Origin of the sequence: Klenkia terrae, assembly GCF_037083865.1 — a bacterium.
In the GTDB taxonomy this organism is placed as follows: Bacteria; Actinomycetota; Actinomycetes; order Mycobacteriales; family Geodermatophilaceae; genus Klenkia; species Klenkia terrae.
This window is the reverse complement of sequence record NZ_JBAPLV010000006.1, coordinates 151,080-170,932: the sequence shown is the minus strand read 5'-3', so window position 1 is coordinate 170,932 and position 19,853 is coordinate 151,080. Positions and strand designations below refer to the sequence as shown.

At 74.5% G+C, this 19,853-nt stretch carries 20 protein-coding genes; 6 read left to right on the top strand and 14 right to left on the bottom strand.

What is annotated here, in order from left to right:
• Window positions 1–50: 50 nt before the first annotated feature.
• From UXQ13_RS08100 to UXQ13_RS08060, 9 genes are all read right to left on the bottom strand, one after another.
• A complete protein-coding gene (locus UXQ13_RS08100) occupies window positions 51–143 on the bottom strand; it encodes a hypothetical protein (RefSeq protein ID WP_336392142.1) in 93 nt (30 codons plus the stop codon).
• Entirely contained in the window at window positions 140–262 is a 123-nt protein-coding gene (locus tag UXQ13_RS08095) for a DUF4177 domain-containing protein (protein ID WP_336392139.1), read from the bottom strand. Before UXQ13_RS08095 ends, UXQ13_RS08100 begins: the two co-directional genes overlap by 4 nt.
• A gap of 70 nt (window positions 263–332) precedes the next feature.
• The gene (locus tag UXQ13_RS08090; RefSeq protein WP_336392138.1) at window positions 333–737 is read right to left on the bottom strand and encodes a DUF4180 domain-containing protein; all 405 of its coding nucleotides are present in this window, start codon (window positions 735–737) and stop codon (window positions 333–335) included.
• The gene (locus UXQ13_RS08085; protein ID WP_336392137.1) at window positions 734–2,338 is read right to left on the bottom strand and encodes an AMP-binding protein; all 1,605 of its coding nucleotides are present in this window, start codon (window positions 2,336–2,338) and stop codon (window positions 734–736) included. The genes UXQ13_RS08090 and UXQ13_RS08085 overlap by 4 nt, the downstream gene beginning before the upstream one ends.
• A gap of 87 nt (window positions 2,339–2,425) precedes the next feature.
• Window positions 2,426–2,851 (bottom strand): PaaI family thioesterase, encoded by a 426-nt coding sequence (locus UXQ13_RS08080; RefSeq protein WP_336392136.1) that lies wholly within the window; start codon window positions 2,849–2,851, stop codon window positions 2,426–2,428.
• Between the two features lie 22 nt (window positions 2,852–2,873).
• On the bottom strand, window positions 2,874–3,737 hold the full coding sequence (gene folP / locus UXQ13_RS08075; RefSeq protein ID WP_336392135.1) for a dihydropteroate synthase: 864 nt from the start codon (window positions 3,735–3,737) through the stop codon (window positions 2,874–2,876).
• Complete coding sequence (locus tag UXQ13_RS08070) at window positions 3,734–4,657, bottom strand: acetamidase/formamidase family protein (RefSeq protein ID WP_336392134.1); 924 nt, start codon at window positions 4,655–4,657, stop codon at window positions 3,734–3,736. The genes folP and UXQ13_RS08070 overlap by 4 nt, the downstream gene beginning before the upstream one ends.
• Entirely contained in the window at window positions 4,654–5,880 is a 1,227-nt protein-coding gene (locus UXQ13_RS08065) for a serine hydrolase domain-containing protein (RefSeq protein ID WP_225234064.1), read from the bottom strand. The genes UXQ13_RS08070 and UXQ13_RS08065 overlap by 4 nt, the downstream gene beginning before the upstream one ends.
• Before the next feature lie 61 nt (window positions 5,881–5,941).
• Entirely contained in the window at window positions 5,942–6,229 is a 288-nt protein-coding gene (locus UXQ13_RS08060) for an HU family DNA-binding protein (RefSeq protein ID WP_336392133.1), read from the bottom strand.
• 232 nt (window positions 6,230–6,461) lie between these two features.
• On the opposite strand from UXQ13_RS08060, the gene UXQ13_RS08055 reads away from it, so the two are divergent.
• The 3 genes from UXQ13_RS08055 to UXQ13_RS08045 all read left to right on the top strand — a co-directional run bounded on the left by UXQ13_RS08055 (window position 6,462) and on the right by UXQ13_RS08045 (window position 8,922).
• Window positions 6,462–7,385: an aldo/keto reductase gene (locus UXQ13_RS08055; protein ID WP_336392132.1), complete on the top strand. Its 924-nt coding sequence runs from the start codon at window positions 6,462–6,464 to the stop codon at window positions 7,383–7,385.
• A gap of 98 nt (window positions 7,386–7,483) precedes the next feature.
• Window positions 7,484–8,212, top strand: coding sequence for a GAF and ANTAR domain-containing protein (locus UXQ13_RS08050; protein WP_336392131.1), 729 nt, complete (start codon window positions 7,484–7,486; stop codon window positions 8,210–8,212).
• Window positions 8,209–8,922 carry a GAF and ANTAR domain-containing protein gene (locus UXQ13_RS08045; protein WP_336392130.1) on the top strand — a complete coding sequence of 238 codons (714 nt, stop codon included), beginning with the start codon at window positions 8,209–8,211 and terminating at the stop codon, window positions 8,920–8,922. The genes UXQ13_RS08050 and UXQ13_RS08045 overlap by 4 nt, the downstream gene beginning before the upstream one ends.
• Window positions 8,923–8,929: 7 nt before the next feature.
• Here UXQ13_RS08045 and UXQ13_RS08040 read toward each other — a convergent pair whose 3' ends face one another.
• From UXQ13_RS08040 to UXQ13_RS08020, 5 genes are all read right to left on the bottom strand, one after another.
• Window positions 8,930–9,997, bottom strand: a complete 1,068-nt coding sequence (locus tag UXQ13_RS08040) for an EAL domain-containing protein (RefSeq protein WP_336392129.1) — start codon at window positions 9,995–9,997, stop codon at window positions 8,930–8,932.
• Between the two features lie 61 nt (window positions 9,998–10,058).
• Window positions 10,059–12,392: a putative bifunctional diguanylate cyclase/phosphodiesterase gene (locus UXQ13_RS08035; RefSeq protein ID WP_336392128.1), complete on the bottom strand. Its 2,334-nt coding sequence runs from the start codon at window positions 12,390–12,392 to the stop codon at window positions 10,059–10,061.
• Between the two features lie 77 nt (window positions 12,393–12,469).
• Window positions 12,470–13,177, bottom strand: coding sequence for a trimeric intracellular cation channel family protein (locus UXQ13_RS08030; protein WP_336392127.1), 708 nt, complete (start codon window positions 13,175–13,177; stop codon window positions 12,470–12,472).
• Window positions 13,178–13,277: 100 nt separating this feature from the next.
• Complete coding sequence (locus tag UXQ13_RS08025; protein WP_225234071.1) at window positions 13,278–15,329, bottom strand: acyl-CoA dehydrogenase family protein; 2,052 nt, start codon at window positions 15,327–15,329, stop codon at window positions 13,278–13,280.
• A complete protein-coding gene (locus UXQ13_RS08020) occupies window positions 15,326–16,009 on the bottom strand; it encodes a TetR family transcriptional regulator (protein ID WP_225234072.1) in 684 nt (227 codons plus the stop codon). Before UXQ13_RS08020 ends, UXQ13_RS08025 begins: the two co-directional genes overlap by 4 nt.
• Before the next feature lie 65 nt (window positions 16,010–16,074).
• Here UXQ13_RS08020 and UXQ13_RS08015 point away from each other — a divergent pair, with 65 nt between their 5' ends.
• From UXQ13_RS08015 to UXQ13_RS08005, 3 genes are read left to right on the top strand one after another with little or no spacing between them, the layout of a single operon-like run.
• Entirely contained in the window at window positions 16,075–17,349 is a 1,275-nt protein-coding gene (locus UXQ13_RS08015) for an acetyl-CoA C-acetyltransferase (RefSeq protein WP_336392126.1), read from the top strand.
• A 14-nt stretch (window positions 17,350–17,363) separates the two neighbouring features.
• Window positions 17,364–18,716, top strand: a complete 1,353-nt coding sequence (locus tag UXQ13_RS08010; RefSeq protein ID WP_336392125.1) for a 3-oxoacyl-ACP reductase — start codon at window positions 17,364–17,366, stop codon at window positions 18,714–18,716.
• Window positions 18,716–19,567: a MaoC family dehydratase gene (locus UXQ13_RS08005; protein ID WP_225234075.1), complete on the top strand. Its 852-nt coding sequence runs from the start codon at window positions 18,716–18,718 to the stop codon at window positions 19,565–19,567. The genes UXQ13_RS08010 and UXQ13_RS08005 overlap by 1 nt, the downstream gene beginning before the upstream one ends.
• Window positions 19,568–19,853 lie beyond the last annotated feature (286 nt).

The following is a 19,853-nucleotide window of genomic DNA, read 5'->3' as shown; positions in this document are numbered from 1 at the left end:
CCGGGGGTGTGCGCCGGGGACGACGGGGGCCCACCCCACCCGGGAGCGGGTCAGCCGACCAGGCGCTCGAAGGTGACCAGCACGCCCTCGGTGCTGTCCGGCCCGATCCGGCCCTTGATGTCGGCGGTGGTGACGGACTTCAGCTGCCAGCCGGCTCCGGCGGCCTCGTTGAGCCCTTCTCGAGTTCGTCGCCGCTCATCTTGCCGCCGATCATGCCCTCGCGGAGCTCGACGACCTTGTACTCGAACCGCTGCTTCGCCATGCCGCTCGGTCCTCGTGGCGCGGTGCCCGGGGCGCCGCGGACGGCATGCCCTTGGTGGGGTCGGACCCGGTCAGCCCGCCGAGGCCGGGCCCAGCCGCCGGTCCAGCTCCGCCTCGTCGGCGACGAAGGCCAGGTCGCGCCCGCGGTCGGCCTCCCGCACCCAGTCCGCCACCGGCCCGGCGGTCGGCCCGAGGACGGCCGGGTCGCCCAGCACCACCAGCCGCAGGCCGTACTGCACGAACTTCTGGGCGACCGCCCCGGCGACCCCGCTGCGCAGCACGAAGAAGTCGGCCGGCAACCGCTCGACGGGGACCACGACCACCCGGGCGTCGGGCCCGTAGGCCTCGCCGACCACGTCGACGGCGGCCTGCTCGCCGTCCAGGGGTGGGCCGTCGGCGGGCAGCCGCAGGCAGGCCACGCCGCCCCGCACCTCGACCACCGGGTCGTGGTGCGGGGCGGCGGCCTCGCCGGTCACCGGCTGCGGAGTTCCTTGCGCAGGATCTTCCCGGCCGCGGACTTGGGCACCGCGTCGATGAACTCGACCAGCCGGATCTTCTTGTGCGGGGCCACCTTCTCGGCCATGTAGGCCTTGACCTCGTCCTCGGTGATCTCGGCGCCGGGTGCCCGGACCAGGAACGCCTTGGGCAGCTCCTCGCCGGACTCGGCGTCCTTGACCCCGATGACGGCGGCGTCGGCGATCTGCGGGTGGCCGATCAGCACGGCCTCCAGCTCGGCCGGGGCCACCTGGTAGCCCTTGTACTTGATCAGCTCCTTGACCCGGTCGACCACGGTGTACCGGCCGGCGTCGTCGACGACCGCGACGTCCCCGGTGTGCAGCCAGCCCTCGGCGTCCAGCGTCTCGTCGGTGGCCTTCTGGTTGTTCAGGTAGCCCGCCATGACCTGCGGCCCGCGGACCCACAGCTCGCCGCGGTCGCCCTCGGCGGCGTCCTCGCCGGTCGCCGGGTCGATGAGCCGGCACTCGGTGTTCGGGATCGCGTAGCCCACGGTGCCCTTGGGGGTGGCGCCGACGCCCGCGGGCTCGAGGCCGTGGTCGGGGGTGGTGTGGCTGACCGGGGACAGCTCGGTCATGCCGTAGCCCTGGGCGACGGTGACGCCGTCGTCCCCGGTGCCGGCCAGCGTGCGCAGCCGGTCCTGGGCGGCGAAGGCCAGCGACTCGTCCAGCGGCGCGGCGCCCGAGGTGACCGACCGCAGGCTGGACAGGTCGAACTGCTCGACCAGCGGGTGCTTGGCCAGCGCGAGCAGGATCGGCGGCGCCACGAACGCCCGGGTCACCTTGTGGTCCTGGATCGCGCGCAGGAACTGCTCCAGGTCGAAGCGGGGCAGCGTGATCACGGTGCCGCCCCACTGCAGGCCCTGGTTCATCAGCACGGTCAGGCCGTAGATGTGGAAGAACGGCAGGACGGCGATGATCCGCTCGTCGCCGTCGTGCAGGTCGATCAGCGGCCGGGTCTGCGCGACGTTGGCGACCAGGTTGCGGTGGGTCAGCATCACGCCCTTGGGCAGGCCGGTGGTGCCGCTGGAGTAGGGCAGCGTGACCAGGTCGGTGGCCGGGTCGATGTCGGGCTGGACCGACGGCGCCTGGCTGGTGAGCAGGTCGCGCAGGCTGTCGGCACCCTCGGCGCCGTCCAGGACGACGAGGTCGGTGACCCCGGCGGCCTCCATCGCCGGGCGGGCCCGGTCCAGGAACGGCGAGACGGTGATCAGCGTCTTCGCGCCGGCGTCCTTCAGCTGGAAGGCGATCTCGTCGGGGGTGTACAGCGAGTTGATCGGGCTCATCACGCAGCCGGCCGCGGCGATGCCGTGGAAGACGACCGGGAACCAGATCGTGTTGGGGGAGAAGACGGCGACGACGTCGCCCTTGCCCAGGCCGCGGGCGTGCAGGGCGGCGGCGAAGCGGTCGACGTGGGCGACCAGCTGGCCGTGCGTGATGGTCTCGCCGGACAGCCCGTCGACCAGGGCCGGTGCGTCGCCCAGCTCCGCCGAGCGGGCCAGGACGTAGCTCGGGACGGCGGCGTCGGGGATCTCGACGTCGGGGAAGCGGCTGGCGTACGCCACGGGTGGTCCTCCTCGGGACTGGACGGGTGACCCCAGTCTCACACCCGGCGTGGCCCCGGCCACAGCGGGGCTACCGGCCGGTAGGGCTCAGCGCGGCCAGAGCACGGACTGCGTGCAGCGGAACAGCGCCATCGTCTTGCCCGTGCCCGCGTCGGTCACCACGGCGTCCCACACCTGGGTGGTGCGGCCGGCGTGCACGTTGGTCGCGACGCACTCGACCCGGCCGTCGGTCGCCGTCCCCAGGTGGTTGCTCTTGAGCTCCACGGTGGTGAACCCGCTCGAGCCCTCGGGCAGCAGCGCCCGGGTGGCCAGCCCGCAGGAGGTGTCGGCGAGGCCGACGACGGTCGCGGCGTGCAGGTAGCCGTTGGGCGCCAGCAGCTCCGACCGGACGTCGAGGTGGCTGGTCAGCCGGCCGGGCTCGTGGGTGTCCACCACGATGCCCAGCAGCCCCGGGAGGGTGCCCGGCAGCAGCGCGTTCAGCTCGTCGGCGGTGTGGAACCCGGTGGCGGCCATGCAGGGAACCTAGTTGCGGAGCTCAAGCCAGGCCGCGGGCGGTGCGCAGCGGGGGGCGGGTGCCGCGGATGCTGGCGACCATGTCCAGCGTCTGCCGGGTGGCGGCGACGTCGTGGGCGCGGAACACCCGGGCCCCGAGCCAGGCGCTGACCGACGTGGCGGCGAGGGTGCCGGTGAGGCGCTCCTCCAGCGGGACGCCGAGGGTCTCACCCACGAAGTCCTTGTTGCTCAGCGCCACCAGCACCGGCCAGCCGGTGTCCACCAGCTCGCCGAGGCGGCGGGTGGCCTCCAGGGAGTGCCGGGTGTTCTTGCCGAAGTCGTGGCCGGGGTCGATCAGCACCCGCTCGCGGTCCACCCCGGCGGCGACGGCGGCCTCGGCCAGCGCCGTCGTCCGGGCGACGATGTCGGCGACCACGTCGGGGTAGCCGATCCGGTGCGGCCGGGTGCGCGGGGGCAGCCCGCCGGCGTGCGTGCAGACGATCCCGGCGCCGGCCTCGGCGGCGACCTCGGCCAGCTGGGGGTCCACCCCGCCCCAGGCGTCGTTGACCACGTCGGCGCCGGCGGCCAGCACCTCGCGGGCGACCTCGGCCCGCCAGGTGTCGATCGAGATCGGCAGCCGCGGGTGCGCGGCCCGGATCGCCGCGACCAGGTCGGCGGTGCGGCGGATCTCCTCGGCCGGCGTGACCTCCTCGCCGGGGGCGGCCTTGACCCCGCCGACGTCGACCATGTCCGCGCCCTCGGCCACCACCTGGTCCACCCGCTCGACGGCGGCGGCCAGCTCGTAGGTCGCGCCGCGGTCGTAGAAGGAGTCCGGCGTGCGGTTCACGATCGCCATCACCACGAGGTGCCCGTCGGGGACGTCCAGGGCACCGATCCGCAGCGTCACGCCAGCAACCGTCCCACGGGGAGCAGAGCGTGCACGCCGACCACCTCGTTCACCACCTGGGTGACCCGCAGGTCGACCACCATCGAGGCCAGCGCGAGCGCCTCCGAGCGGCCGATGCCGTGCAGCGCGCCCATCAGGTCCAGCACCGCGTCCAGCGCGTGCCCGGTGGCGGTGTCCAGGTCGTCGGCCACGCCCATCGCCACCCAGCCGGCCGGGGTGTGCGCGACCGGCGTCCGCAGGTCCAGGCCGTGCAGGTCGTCGAGCACGTCGACGGTCAGGGTGGCCTCGACGGGGCACTCGATCGCCGTCCCGCTGACCTCGCCGTCGCCCTGGGCGGCGTGCCCGTCGCCCACGCTGACCAGCGCGTCCGGGACGGTGACCGGCAGGTACAGCGTGCTGCCGGCGACCAGCTCGCGGCAGTCCAGGTTCCCGCCGTGCCACCTCGGCGGCACCGTCGAGTGCCGGCCCGGCTCGGCCGGGGGCACGCCCATGACCCCCAGGAACGGCCGGACGGCGACCCGGTGGCCGTGCTGCTCGGTGGCCACGCCGTCGGCGATGGTCCAGCGCAGCACCACCGGGTCCGCGAGCACGCCGAGCCGGCGGTTGAGCGCGGTGTCCCGCAGGCCGCAGTACGTCGTCCCGAAGGCACCGGGGACGACGTCGTCCACCCGCACGGCGAGCACCTGGCCCGGCCGGGCACCGCGGACGGCGATCGGCCCGGTGAGCGCGTGCCCGGTGCCCGGCTCCCAGGCCGGGTGCCGCTCGCGCGCGGCCAGGTCACCGCCGTCGAACGGGCCGGTCGACCACCCGGAGTCCAGGCAGCCGACGGTGACCGTGGCGCCCGGGTCCACGGTCAGCGCCGACGGCAGCGACGCGTCGAACCAGCCGTGCAGGGTGTCCGGGGTCGGGTCGAGCCTCACACCAGCGCCTGGTTCACCAGCTGCCGCAGGTAGGACCGGATCGGCAGCGTGCTCGACGGCAGCAGCTGCGTGTAGAAGGTGACGGTCAGGTCCTCGACCGGGTCGACGTAGAACGCCGTGGACGCCGCCCCGCCCCACGAGTAGTCGCCGACCGAGCTGACGACGCCGTAGCGGGCCGGGTCCAGCACCATCGAGAAGCCCAGCCCGAAGCCGACGCCGCGCAGCGGGGTCTCGGCGAACAGCGGCCGGCCGTAGGTCTCGAGGTCGGCGTTGCCCGGGATGTGGTTGCGGACCATGTGCGCCACGGTCCGCGAGCCCAGCACCCGCCCGCCGTCCGGCGCGGCACCGCCGGCCCGGAGCATCTCCACGAACTTCAGGTAGTCCCCGGCGGTGGACACCAGCCCGCCGCCGCCGGACAGGAACGCCGGCTTCTGCTTCGCGGCCGGCTCGAAGGCGGTCAGCGGCACGACGCCGGGGGCGTAGAGCCGGGCCAGGCGGGCCGGGTCGTCGTCCGGGCGCAGGCCGAAGGACGTCTCGGTCATGCCCAGCGGGCCGAACACCCGCTCGGCGAACACCTCGTCCAGCGGCTTGCCGGCGATCACCTCGACCAGGCGGCCCAGCACGTCGGTGGACACGCCGTAGTTCCACTCGCTGCCGGGCTGGAAGACCAGCGGCATCGACGCCCACTGCCGGGTGACCTCGGCGGAGTCGGCGCCGGGCGGGGTGCCCCACTCGTGGCCGGCGGCGCGGTAGGCCGCGTCGACCGGGTGGGCGTGGTGGAAGCCGTAGGTGAGGCCCGAGGTGTGGGTGAGCAGGTGCCAGACCCGGATCGGCTCGATCTGCGGCACGGTCACCGGCTTCGCGGCCGAGCCGGCCACGTAGACCCGGGTGTCGGCGAACTCCGGCAGCCAGCGGGTGATCGGGTCGGTGAGCTCGAAGGCGCCCTCCTCGTACAGCGACATCGCCGCCACCGAGGTGACCGGCTTGGTCATCGAGAAGATCCGCCAGATGGTGTCCGGGGTGACCGGCAGACCGGCCTCGACGTCCCGGTGGCCGTGGGTGCCCACGTGCGCCAGCCGGCCGCCGCGGGCCACGGTCACCAGGAACCCGGGCAGCTGGCCGTCGTCGACCCAGCGGGCCAGCCGGGCGTCCAGCCGGGCCAGCCGGCCGGCGTCGAGTCCTACGTCTGCGGGGTCGGTCTCCACGGTGAGCACGGATCGCATCCTGCCCCCGGACGCACGACGGCGCCCGCCCCGGGATCCGGGACGGGCGCCGACGAGGACGTCAGGCGACGGGGACGGCGGCCGCGGCCTTCTTCAGGTTCGAGCCGGCGGTCAGCTTCGCGGTGTTCGACGCGGCGATCTCGATCGACTCGCCGGTCTGGGGGTTGCGGCCGGTGCGGGCCGAGCGCGAGCTGCGCTCGAGGGTCAGCAGCCCGGCGACGGCGATCTTCTCGCCGCGGGTGAGGGCATCCACGAACTCCTCGCCGAGGGCGGCGATGACGGAGTCGACGGTGGCGGCGGGCACGTCGGCGCGCTTGGAGATGGCGGAGACGAGTTCGGCCTTGTTCACGGTGGTTCCTCTCGGTGGTCTGTGCGGCCCACCACGGCGGCAGGCCTCCCCGGCAGGGGCATCCACACGGGGCGCTGGCCCCGCCGTGGGCGGTCTGGTCGACCACGTCGTCGACCAGGGACGACGGGGACGTTGCCATGCCACCGGGCTGTCTGGCCAGTCAGAGGCCCGGGAATCCGCGGTTTTCCCGCCTCACCCGACCCTCTGGACCCCCGCGTCGTACGTTCGGGGCATGCCTTCGCTCCCCGGGACCGACCTGATCGTCAGCGACCTCTGCTTCGGCGGCAACGTGTTCGGCTGGACCGCCGACGAGCCGACGTCCTTCGCGCTGCTCGACCGGTTCACCGACGCGGTGCCCAGCACGGAGTCCCCGTTCGTCGACTCCGCGGAGATGTACGGCAACGGGTTGTCCGAGCAGATCCTGGGCCGCTGGATGGCCGAGCGGGGCATGCGGGACCGGGTCACCGTGGCCACGAAGGCCTCGCCCGGGGACAAGGAGCACCCGCTGTCGGCCCCGGAGATCCGGGCCGCCGCCGAGCGGTCGCTGCGCAACCTGCAGACCGACCACATCGACCTGTACTACGCCCACTACGACGACGCGACCACGCCGCTGGAGGAGACGCTCACCGCCTTCGACGAGCTGGTCCGGGCCGGCAAGGTCCGCCACGTCGCGGCCTCGAACTACTCCCCCGAGCGGCTCACCGAGGCGCTGGACATCCAGCGCGACCAGGGCCTGAGCCCCTACGTCGCGCTCCAGCCGCACTACAACCTCATGGAGCGGGCGGCCTACGAGGACGGGCTGCGCGACGTCGTCGCCGACCGCGGCCTGGGCACGCTGCCCTACTTCTCGCTGGCCAAGGGCTTCCTGACCGGCAAGTACCGGGCGGGGGAGACCATCGACTCGCCGCGGGCCAAGGGCGCCTCGGCCTACGTGGGGGAGAAGGGCGACCGGGTGCTCGCCGCCCTCCAGCAGGTCGCGGCGGAGCACGGCACGACCGGCTCAGCGGTCGCGCTGCGCTGGCTGGCCGACCGGCCCACCGTGGTCGCCCCGATCGCCAGCGGCCGCTCGGTCGAGCAGCTGGCCGACCTGCTGCCGATGCTGGACCTGCGGCTGGCCGACGACGAGCGCGACCTGCTCGACCGCGCGTCGGAGTGACCCACGGCGCCGGGGGATAGGCTCGGGCGCCGCCCCGGACCCGGCGGTGCAGCCCTGACTGAGGAGTTCCGTGCGCCGTCGGTCATGCCTGGTGCGGCATGGGTGAGCCGCGCGTGGTGGCCGACGTCCTGGCATCGGTGGTGTCCCGCGGCGACCGGTCGCGGTGGCCCACGGCGCTGGTCGACGAGTGCGCCTCGGCCCTCGGCGTGGCCGGGGTCGGGCTCGCGGTGACCGACGACCGGGTCCCGGTGGGCATCGTGGCGGCCACCGACGGCGTCGGGCGGGCCGGCGAGGACCTGCAGTTCGCGCTGGGCGAGGGGATCTGCTGGCACGCCGCCGGCGCCCGGCGGCTGGTGCAGGCCCCGGACCTGTCCACCGACGACCGCTGGGTGCAGTTCGGCCGCAGCGCCGCCGACGCCGGGATCGCCGCCGCGTTCAGCCTCCCCCTGCAGGTCGGCGCGGTGCTGGTCGGCGTCCTGGACGTCTACCGCCGCACGGCCGGCCCGCTGTCCGGCGAGTCGGCCGGGCTCCTGTCGGTCTACGGCCAGGCGGCGACGGCGGTCCTCCTGCTGCTGACCGGGGACGACGACGACCGGCTCGACGACGCCGCCGGCCTGACCGAGCTGGCCGACATCCGGCCGGTGGTGCACCAGGCCGCCGGCATGGTGGCCATCCAGCTCGGCGTGGACCTCACCTCCGCCCTCCTCCGCCTGCGGGCCCAGGCCTTCGCCACCGGCCGGCCGCTGCGCGACCTCGCCGAGGACGTGGTGGCCCGCCGCACCCGACTCGACGGCCCTCCCGACGAACACCGAAGGACACCGCGATGACCACCCGCGAGGAACAGATCACCGACGCGTTCGTCGAGCTGGCCGACTGCCTGGTCGAGGACTTCGAGGTCACCGACCTCCTGCACCGGCTGATCGACCACGCCCTGCAGCTGCTGGACGCCGACGCGGCCGGGATCATGCTCGCCGACGCGGCGGGCGTGCTGCAGGTCGTGGCGTCCAACAGCCACGCGGTCGAGGCCCTGGAGCTGTTCGAGCTGCAGGCCGACGCCGGGCCGTGCGTGGAGTGCTACCGCACCGGCGAGCCGGTGACCCCGGGCAGCCGGGAGGAGATGCGGGCCTGGTGGCCGACGTTCGCCCCGGCGGTGGAGGCGCTGGGGTACTCCTCGGCGCAGGCGGTGCCGATGCGGCTGCGCGACGAGGTGATCGGGGCGCTGAACATCTTCCGCACCGCCGAGGGCGCCCTCGACGCGCGGGACCTCAAGCTCGCCCGGGCACTGGCCGACGTCGCCACGGTCTCCCTGGTCGCCGACCGGACCATCACCGCCCGCCAGCTGCTGGCCGACCAGCTGCAGCGCGCGCTGACCAGCCGGGTGGTGCTGGAGCAGGCCAAGGGGATGCTCGCCGAGCGGTCCGGCATCGGGGTGGACGAGGCGTTCACCGCGATGCGCGACCACGCCCGGCGCAGCGGCCGTGGTCTGCGCGACGTCGCCGCCGACGTGGTCGCCCGCCGGGGGACCATCCCCTCCTGAGCCGGGTTCAGGAGGCGGTGACCGCCGCGGCCAGGTCCTCGACCCGCACCAACCCGACCACGGTGCCGCCGGCCCCGGTGCACGGCACCGGGTCGAAGCGCACCGCGGGTCGGCGGGCGAGGGCGCGGTGCAGCGCCTCGACGACCGGGGTGCCGACGGGCAGCACGAGGGTGGCCGGGGCCTCGAACCAGGCGCCGGTGCGCGCGTCCACAAGGGACAGCGTGCCCGGGCGGCCGGAGTCGTCGAGGACGACGACCGGCGGGGTCAGCTGGCGGTCGTCCTTGCCGGGCGACCAGGTGCGCACCGGGCGCAGCAGGCCCGCCACGGTGTCGTCGCGCTCGCCGCGGGCGGCCCGGGTGCGCAGCATGCGCTGCACCCGGGGCGTGGCCGGGCCGAAGCCGTCGGCGGTCGGCCCGAGCAGCCAGCCGCGGGCGGCGTGGACGCCGAGGTCCAGCAGCCCGGTGAGCTCGGCGTCGGTCTCGACGCCGTCGGCCAGCACGGTGGCACCGGCCCGCTCGGCGTAGGCCAGGACGCCGGCGGCCACGGCCGTGCGCCGCGGGTCCCCGGCGAGCCCGGCCACCAGCGCGGCGGGCAGGACGACGACGTCGGCCGGCAGCTGCGGCAGGCGGTGGACCAGCGGCGCGGGGACGGCGACCAGCGCGCCCCGCTCGCGGAGGGCGGCGCACCGGCGCAGCAGCGCCGCGTCGTCGTCGACCTTGGCGTCGGTGAGCTCGAGGACGACCCCGTCCAGCGGGACGTCGAGCGCGGCGTGCACGACCGGGGCGCCCAGCAGCCACGGGTCGACCGGCACGTGCAGCCGGCCGGCGTCGGGACGGCGGGCCAGCGCGGTCTGCAGCAGCAGGGCCTGCAGCGGGCCGGCGAGGCCGGCGTCGTGCGCGGCGGCGAACCAGACGTCGGGCGCGGCGGTGCCGGGGAAGCGGGCGGCGGCGCTCCAGCCGGTCACCTCGCCGCCGGCCAGGTCGACCACCGGGGAGTGCACGACGGTGAGGTCGTCGGGGTCGGCCAGCAGCGGGCGGCAGTCGGCGCGGCGGGTGGGCTCGAACAGGTCGGTCACGCCTCAGGGATCGTCACCGGGCCGGTGCGGCTTGAGCCCGTCGTCCCCCGTCGGGGGGAGCTCAGACCGGGACGGCGATGCCGGCGAGCAGCGCGGGTACCTCGGCGGCGTCCACCGGGCGGCCCAGCAGGTAGCCCTGGGCGTGCCGGCAGCCGAGCGCGCGCAGCAGGGTCAGCTGGGCGGGGCGCTCGACGCCCTCGGCGACCACCGGCAGGCCGATCTCCTCGGCCAGCCGCAGCACGGCGTGCAGGAAGGTGGCCTGGCGCCGGTCGGTGTCCACCGCGGCGAGGAAGGACCGGTCGATCTTCACCGAGTCCAGCGGCATCGCGTTGAGCTGCGCCAGGGAGGAGTAGCCGACCCCGAAGTCGTCGAGGGAGACCCCGACGCCCAGGCCGCGCAGCTCGGTGACGGTGCGCCGGGCGGCGTCCAGGTCGGCGAAGATGCCGGACTCGGTGATCTCCAGGACCAGGCCGCCCGCGGGCAGCCGGTGGGCGCGGACCAGCTCGGCCACGGTGTCCACGAACCCGGGGGCGATCAGCTGGCTCGGTGCGACGTTGACGTGCACGGACAGGGGCTCGGTGCGCCCGCGCGTCCAGCCGGCCAGCCGGGTGCAGGCGGCGGCGAGGAGGTCGGCGGTCAGCACGGTCATGAACCCGCTGCGCTCGGCGAGCGGGATGAAGACGTCGGGCGGGATGTCCACGCCGTCGTGCCGCCAGCGGGCCAGCGCCTCCAGGCCGGAGACCCGGCCGGTCTCGAGCTCGACGATGGGTTGGTAGTGCAGCCGGACGACGCGGTCGGCGATGGCCAGGCGCAGCGCCTCGCGCAGCACGCCGTCCTGCAGCTCGGCCAGGCTCATGCCGGGGCTGTAGGCCACGATCCGGTCCTTGCCCGACCGCTTGGCGCTGTACATGGCGGTGTCCGAGCGGGCCAGCAGCTCGTCGGCGGCCAGTGGGGCGTCCTCGGCGTCCAGCTCGCAGATGCCGATGCTGGCGTGCACGTCGACGACGTCCCCGCGCAGCGTGAACGGGGGTACCAGGCTGGCCGAGACCTTCGCCGCGATCGGCATCGGGTCGCCGCCGTCCTCGAGCAGGACCGCGAACTCGTCGCCGCCGAGGCGGGCCACGGTGTCGCCGGTGCGGACGGCCCCGGTGAGCCGCTCGGCCACCCGGACCAGCAGCTCGTCGCCGACGGCGTGGCCCAGCGTGTCGTTGACGACCTTGAAGTCGTCGAGGTCGAGGAAGACCACGGCGACCGGCCGCAGGTCACGGGCGTGCAGGGCGAGGGCGTGCTGCAGCCGGTCGAGGAACAGGGCGCGGTTGGCCAGCCCGGTCAGCCCGTCGTGGAAGGCCTGGTGCCGCAGCTCGGACTCGCGGGTGGCCAGCTCCCCGGCCAGGCGGGAGTTGTCCCGCAGCGCGACGTACTGGCGGGCCAGCAGCAGGGCGACGACCACGACGACGGTCAGCAGCTCCCAGCGGTCCAGCATGCGGCCGCGGAAGACCAGCACCGCGGTGACCACCAGGGACAGGGCGACCGGGACGTAGGGCAGGTAGTCCGCCCGGGAGGCCGAGGGGTCCTCGGCCCGGCGCTCCTCGGCCGCGCGGCCGACGGCGGCGGGGCGGCAGAGGGCGGCCAGGGCGATGAGCAGGAAGCCGGCGATCCAGCCGAGGTCGAGCAGGTTGCCGTCGTAGTCCCCGGCCGCGGCCACGAAGGCGAAGCCGCTGTCGGACACGCTGAAGGCCAGCAGGCCGAGGACCACCAGGCCCTGCGGCAGGCGGTCGCCGGTGGCGCGGGCCAGGGTCAGCACGCCGAGCACGATCAGCAGCACGTCGAGCACCGGGTAGGCCACCAGCAGCGTGCCGGCCAGCCGGTCGTCGCCGGTGTTCGCCGCGACCACGGCGCCCAGCGTGGTCTCCCAGCTGACCAGGCCGGCGGCGGCAGAGGTCATCGCGGCGTCGAGGGTGCGCTGCAGGCGGGCGGTCGACCCGTCGGCGGTCTGCAGCAGCAGCAGCGCGGCCGCCGCCAGCAGCGGGAAGGCGACGAAGCCGATGTCGGCGACCGAGGGGAACGGCGCCTCGCCGCCCTGCACGATCTGCACCCAGCACCACCAGCCCTGGCCCGCGGCCCAGGCCGCGGTGCCCAGGGACAAGCACGCCCACGACAGGCGGGACCGGCCGGTGGCGGTGCCGGCGCGCCGGGCCGCGGCGGCCGCGGCGGTGAGCCCGGCCAGCAGCTGGACGAGGTTGGAGACGTACCGGTCGAAGGCGATCGGCGGCGTCGAGACCTGGGCGACCTGGTAGCCGACCAGGACCAGCACCACGAGCAGGACGGCGGCCCGCGGGGGGCCGGTCCTGCGGCCCCGCCCGGATGCGGGCAGGGAGCCGCGCTCGGTGGTCATCGCGCCTCCTTGCTCGGGCGGGGTCCCGTCGTCCGACGGGTCACTGCACCCGTCTTCGGCAGCCGGGGGCCGGTCGTTCAGCCGGCTCCCCCGTCGGGGTGACGCCGGCGGGCCGACCGGCTGCGGGACCAGCGGGTCCGGGCCCGCTGCGGCAGGTCGATGGCCACCGGTGCCGACCAGCCGCGCAGCACGGAGACCAGGCGCAGCCCCGCGGTCAGCGCGATGACGACGGCGGCCACCGGCAGCAGCGGCAGCTCCAGCGGACCGGCCAGCACCGCGAGCAGGGACGCGCCGATGAGGGCGGCGACGGCGTTGTAGGGGCCGGGCTGCACGATGTCGGCGCGCTGGGCCAGCAGCACGTCGCGGATGACCGCGCCGCCCACCGCCGTGGCCACCCCGATGAACACCACGCTGGTCACCGGCAGGCCGGCGAGCTGGGCCTTCTGCGCCCCGATCACGGTGAAGAAGCCCAACGTGAGGGCGTCCAGGCCGACCAGCAGGCCGGTCGTGCGGGACAGCCAGCCGGAGAAGAAGAAGGTCACCATCGCGGTGATGCCGACCGTGGGCAGGTAGACCGGGTTGGTCAGCGCGACCACCGGGACGTCGAGCAGCACGTCCCGGATCAGCCCGCCGCCCAGCCCGCCGGAGACGGCCAGCAGGAGCACCCCGGACACCGCGAAGCCCTCACGGGCAGCCAGCAGGCCGCCCGTGAGGGCACCGATCACGATCGCCGCGAGGTCGACCGCCATCGGGATGCGCAGCACTTCCACCGCCAGGACGTCCACGACGGCACATCCTCCCGCCCCGTCTGGGCAAAGGAACCTCTGCACCCCTTCCCCAGCTCAGAAGGGGGTGTGGAGGTTCCTCTGCCCGGGGACGTCGGCGCTACTGGGCCGGGGCCATCTCCAGGTCGACCGCCGTGGCGTCGGGGGTGTCGACGGCGGTGTCGTCGCCGTGGGCGGCCTTCACCCGGGCGTCCTCGGCGGCCATGGCCTCCTGGCGGGCGCCCTCCTCGTCCACGATCCGCGACTTCACCCAGGCGTCGGGGATGGCGAACCCGTCGACCAGGGTGGGCAGCTGCGGCCGCAGCTCCTTGAGCAGCGCGTTGACCGTGCTGGTCACCGCCTTGGAGCGGGCCGGGGTGAGCCGCCCGTGCTCGAGGAACCAGCCGCGGTCGGCCTCGATGGTGGTCAGCGCGTACAGGTCGCACAGCCGGGACAGCAGCGCCCGCGCCGCCGGGTCGGTGGTGCGGTCGACCGCGGCCACGAAGGCCTCCAGCACGATCCGGTCGATGTGGGTCGTCGCCGTCCGCAGCACGTGGTCCTGCACGTCGTTGAACACGTCGAACAGGCGGTTCTCCTTGTTCGAGGCGCCCTTGCGCAGCCGGTTGGCCGCACCCTCCAGGGTGTGCCGCTCGCGGTCCTCGAACATCTTCAGCTGCCAGCCGCGGTCCAGGAGGGAGACCTCCTCGTCCCGACCGGGGACGGCGTCGACCAGCCGCGCGATGAGGCCGCGGGCCGCCGTCCGCTCCAGCACGGTCTCCTTGACCAGGTCGGCGACGAACTGCGCCTTGCCCCAGTTGTCCAGGGACCCGAAGGAGTCCTGGTAGCCGGTGAGCAGGCCCTTGGCGACCAGCTGCAGCAGGACGGTGTTGTCGCCCTCGAACGTGGTGAACACGTCGGTGTCGGCCTTGAGGGCCGGCAGCCGGTTCTCGGCCAGGTAGCCGGCACCGCCGCAGGCCTCGCGGGCCATCTGGATGGTGGCGGTGGCGTGCCAGGTGTTGGCGGCCTTGAGCCCGGCGGCGCGGGACTCCAGCTCGCGCTGGGCGGCCTCGTCGACGTCCGCGGCGCCCTGCACGTCGTGCATGGTGGAGGTGAGCTCCTCCTGGGCGAAGTGCAGCGCGTAGGTCTTGGCCAGCGCGGGGAGCAGCTTGCGCTGGTGCACCAGGTAGTCGTTGATGACGATCTCGCGGTCCTCGCCCGGGGCGGCGAACTGGCGGCGCTGCTCGCCGTAGCGCGCGGCGATCTGCAGCGCCAGCTTGGTGGCCGACCCGGCGGAGCCGCCGACGCTGACCCGCCCGCGCACCAGGGTGCCGAGCATGGTGAAGAAGCGCCGGGTCTCGTTCTCGATGGACGACGTGTAGGTGCCGTCCTCGGCGACCTGGCCGTAGCGGTCCAGCAGCATGTCGCGCGGGACGCTGACATGGTCGAAGCTCAGCCGGCCGTTGTCCACCCCGTTGAGCCCGGCCTTGGGGCCGTCGTCGCCGACGGTGACGCCCGGCAGCACGTTCCCGGCCTCGTCGCGGATGGGCACCAGCCAGGCGTGCACGCCGTGCCGCTTGCCCTGGGTGACGAGCTGGGCGAAGACCACGGCCATCCGGCCGTCCTTCGCCGCGTTGCCGATGTAGTCCTTGCGGGCGGCCTCGTGCGGCGTGTGCAGGTCGAAGGTCTGGGTGGCCGGGTCGTAGGTGCACGTCGTCCGCAGCTGCTGGACGTCGGACCCGTGCCCGGTCTCGGTCATCGCGAAGCAGCCGAGCAGGTCGGCGTCGATGATCTGCTGCAGGTAGGCGGCGTGGTGCCGGTCGCTGCCCAGCAGCTGCACGGCCCCGCCGAACAGGCCCCACTGCACGCCGGCCTTGACCATGAGCGAGAGGTCGCCGAAGGCCAGCATCTCGATCGAGGTGACCGAGCCGCCGGAGTCCTCCTCGCCGCCGTAGGCCTTCGGGAAGCCCAGCCGGGTGCGGCCGGTGGCGGCCAGGTCCTTGAGCAGACCGGTGATCCGCTCGCGGGCCTGCTCGCCGGTCTCGCCGTAGACCGGGGCGTACTTGGCCTCGCCGAGCTGCTCGCGGGCATCGCGGCGGACCTGGGCCCACCGACCGTCGAGCACCTCGGTGAGGTGGGCCGGGTCGACGGTGGTCAGGGGCTGGTTGCTGGTCATCGGGTCTCCTCGGTGGTGGTGCGGGTGACGACGCCGGACAGGCCGGCCCAGGCGAGATCGGTGAGGTGCGCGGTGAGCTCGGCGCGCGGCATCGGGTCCGGCGAGCTGAGCCAGCGGTCGGCCGCCGAGCGGACCAGGCCGACCAGGCCGTGGCCCCAGGGCTCGGCCGCCGCGGTCGGCCGCCCGGCGCCCTCGAGCGCCATCGCGACCAGCGCGGTGGCCTGCTCGCCGACCAGCTCGGACAACCCGGCGATCGGGTCGGCGGTGGGGTCGCGGTCGGCGGGGGCGTGCACGACGAAGCGGTAGAGCTCGGGGTCGGCCTCGATGAAGGCCAGGTAGGTGTCGATCGCCGCCGAGACCATCTGCCGGGGCTTGTCCGTGCTGGTCATGGCCGTGCGGAGGGCGTCGAGCAGCTGCTCGGCGACCCGGGCGCAGACCGCCAGGTGCAGCTCGCCGCGGTCGGCGAAGTGCCGGTAGACGACGGTCTTGCTGGTGCCCGCGGCCGCCGCGATCTCCTCCATGCCGACGCCGGGCCCGTGCTCGCCGACCGCGGCGACGGTGGCCGTCACCAGCTGCTCGCGCCGGGCTCGGCGGTGCTCGTCCCACCTCGAGTCGCGGCGGTCCCGTCGCTGCGGCACGGTGCCCGCACGGGTGGGCGGGGTCACCGCCGTCGACTTCATGTGAACGACGGTACCTGATACCGTCGGTACCGACAACGGCACCACGACTCCCCCCGGAGGTCCCCATGACCCGCAAGGCCGCGATCGTCGGCGGGAACCGCATCCCGTTCGCCCGCTCGAACAAGAAGTACGCCCGCGCCTCGAACCAGGACATGCTCACCGCGACCATCGACGGCCTGGTGGCCCGCTACGGCCTGGCCGGCGAGCAGCTCGGCGAGGTGGTCGCCGGCGCCGTCCTCAAGCACGCGCGCGACTTCAACCTGACCCGGGAGTCCGTGCTGGGCTCGCAGCTCTCGCCGTCCACCCCGGCCTACGACGTGCAGCAGGCCTGCGGCACCGGCCTGGAGGCCGCCGTCCTGGTGGCGAACAAGATCGCGCTGGGCCAGATCGAGTCCGGCATCGCCGGCGGCACCGACACCACCTCCGATGCGCCGCTGGCGGTCAACGACGACCTGCGCCACGTGCTCATCGCGCTCAACAACGCCAAGACCCTGCCCGACCGCCTCAAGCTGCTCGGGAAGATCCGGCCCGGCCAGCTGGTGCCCGACCAGCCGCGCAACGTCGAGCCGCGCACCGGGCTGTCGATGGGGGAGCACGCCGCGCAGACGGCGAAGGTGTGGGAGGTCAGCCGCGAGTCCCAGGACGAGCTCGCCGTGGCCAGCCACCACAACCTGGCGGCCGCCTACGACCGCGGGTTCTTCGACGACCTGGTCACCCCGTTCCTGGGCCTGACCCGCGACGACAACCTGCGCCCGGACTCCACGGTCGAGAAGCTCGCCACCCTGAAGCCGGTGTTCGGCAAGGGCGAGGGCGCCACGATGACCGCGGCCAACTCGACCCCACTCACCGACGGCGCCTCGGCGGTGCTGCTGGCCAGCGACGAGTGGGCCGCCGAGCACCAGCTGCCGGTGCTGGCCCACCTGGTCGACGCCCAGACCGCCGCGGTGGACTACGTGCACGGCGGCGAGGGGCTGCTCATGGCCCCGGCCTACGCCATGCCGGTGATGCTGGCCCGCAACGGGCTGACCCTGCAGGACTTCGACCTGTACGAGATCCACGAGGCCTTCGCCTCCACGGTGCTCTCGACGATGAAGGCCTGGGAGGACCCGGCGTTCTGCAAGGAGAAGCTGGGCCTGGACGCCCCGCTGGGCTCGATCGACCGCTCCAAGCTGAACGTCAACGGCTCGTCGCTGGCCGCCGGGCACCCGTTCGCCGCGACCGGCGGGCGGATCGTCGCCTCGCTGGCCAAGGCCCTGCACGAGCTCGGCCCCGGCAAGCGCGGGCTGATCTCCATCTGCGCCGCCGGCGGCCAGGGCGTCGTCGCGATCCTCGAGAGCTGAGAAGGAGACCCACCGTGAGCGACTGGTACCGCGACTTCGCCAACTCCGGCGTCGGCACCACCCTGGTCAAGCAGCTCGGCCTGCCCCGGCCGGCCGTGCTGCGCCGCTACACCCCCGGCCAGCCGCTGCTGGACGGGCCGGCCCTGGTCGGCTCGGCCGGCGAGGGTCGGCTGCGCGCCGAGATCGAGGCGGTGCTGAGGGACGACGGCGTGACCGTGCTGTCCCCGGCCACCGCCGACGGCGGGTCGGGCCCGAAGGTGGCCGCCGTCGTCCTGGACGCGACGGGTCTGACGACGCCGGCCGACCTGGCCTCGGCGCACGACTTCCTCGCCCCCGCCGTGAAGCGGCTGGGCACCAACGGGCGGGTCGTCGTCCTCGGCGAGGTGCCCGGGGAGGCGCCGTCCCCGGCCCTGGCCGCGGCCCGGCAGGCCCTCGACGGCCTGGTCCGCTCGCTGGCCAAGGAGTTGCGGGCCGGTGCCACCGCCAACCTGGTGTACGTGCCCAGCGGCGCCGAGGCCGCCGTCCCGGGCCCGCTGCGGTTCTTCCTGTCCGGCCGGTCGGCCTACGTCGACGGCCAGACGGTGACGCTGAGCGCGGTCGACGCGCCCAGCGGGGACGGCGGGACGACGCCGCTGGCCGGCAAGGTCGCCGTGGTCACCGGTGCGGCCCGCGGCATCGGCGCCTCGATCGCCGACGTGCTGGGCCGGGACGGCGCGCACGTGGTCGCCGTGGACATCCCGGCCGCCGGCCAGGCGCTGGCCGCGGTCGCGAACCGGGTCGGCGGGACGGCGCTGCAGCTGGACATCACCGCCCCGGACGCCGCCCAGCGGCTGGTGGAGCACCTGGTGCAGCGGCACGGCGGGGCCGACGTGGTCGTGCACAACGCGGGCATCACCCGGGACAAGCTGCTGGTCAACATGGACTCGGCGCGCTGGAACTCGGTCCTCGCGGTGAACCTGCAGGCCCAGCTGGACCTCACCCCGGCCCTGCTGGACGCCGAGGGTGCGCTGAAGCCCGGTGCCCGGGTGGTGGCGGTCAGCTCGCAGTCCGGGATCGCCGGCAACCGCGGGCAGACGAACTACTCGGCGTCCAAGGCCGGCGTCATCGGCATGGTGCGTGCGTGGGCCCCCGCCTTCGCCGAGCGCGGCGCGACGATCAACGCGGTCGCGCCCGGGTTCATCGTCACCGAGATGACCGCGAAGATGCCCTTCGGCACCCGCGAGGTCGGTGCCCGGCTGAACTCGCTGCAGCAGGGCGGGCTGCCCGTCGACGTGGCCGAAGCCATCGCCTGGCTGGCCCAGCCGGCCAGCGCCGGGGTGAACGGCCAGGTGCTGCGGGTGTGCGGCCAGAACCTGCTGGGCGCCTGATGGGCACGCCCGTCGTGCTCTCCTCGGCCCCGGCCATGGGTCCGTTGTTCGCCAAGGCGGCACTGACCGCGCGCGGCCGGGGCGGGGCGTTGCCCGACACCCACCTCGCCCGGGTCGCCGTCGCGGTGGACCCGGCCCGGGTGGCCGACTACGCAGAGGTCTGCCGGTTCCGGTTCGGCGACACGTTGCCGCCGACCTTCCCGCACGTGCTGACCTTCCCGCTGCAGGTCGCGCTGATGGCCGACCGGTCGTTCCCGCTGGCCCTGCCCGGGTTGGTGCACGTGCGCAACCGGGTGGACGTCGTCCGGCCGGTCGGGGTGTCGGAGAAGCTGGACCTGGAGGTCTGGGCCTCAGACCTGCGGCCGCACCGGTCCGGGGCGACGGTGGACCTCGTCGCCTCGGTGCGGTCGCGGGGCGATGAGGTGTGGCGCGGGCGGTCGACCTACCTGGCGCGGGGGGCTTCCGCGCCGGAGGGGGAACCGACCGACCTGGACGTGACCATCGGGGACGTCGCCCAGGCCGCGGTGTGGCGGGTGCCCGACGACGCGGGCCGTCGGTACGCCAAGGTCAGCGGCGACGTGAACCCGATCCACCTGTCGGGCCTGACCGCGAAGGCGTTCGGCTTCGAGCGGGCGATCGCGCACGGGATGTGGGTCAAGGCCCGCGCGTTGGCGGCGCTGTCGGGGCGGCTGCCGTCGTCCTTCAGCGTGGACGTCGCCTTCAAGAAGCCGCTGTTCCTGCCCTCGACGGCCACGCTGTCGACGGCGGCGCGCGACGGCGGTTGGGACCTCGCGGTGCGCAACCAGAAGTCGGGCCAGGACCACGTGCTGGGCCGCATCCGCCCGCTCTGACCGCCCGCCGCAGTTGATCATGCAGAACCGGCACGCCGACACGCCCTGACCCGGCGCGTCGGCGTGCCGGTTCTGCATGGTCAAGAAGCATCCCGGCCGGAGGTTGTGAGACCCACTCGGGCAATGTGCCCGGATCCGTTCACAGATGTCACCCGGGCCACCGATGGGTGAGCTGCGCCCGGGCGGACCGTCGCGCTGGCACCCGGCGCTCCGGGTCCTCTCCCCTACCTCGCGGGGGGCGGGGCCGTCGCCGTTGCCCAGCGTCGATCAGGGGAGTGCCGCAGAG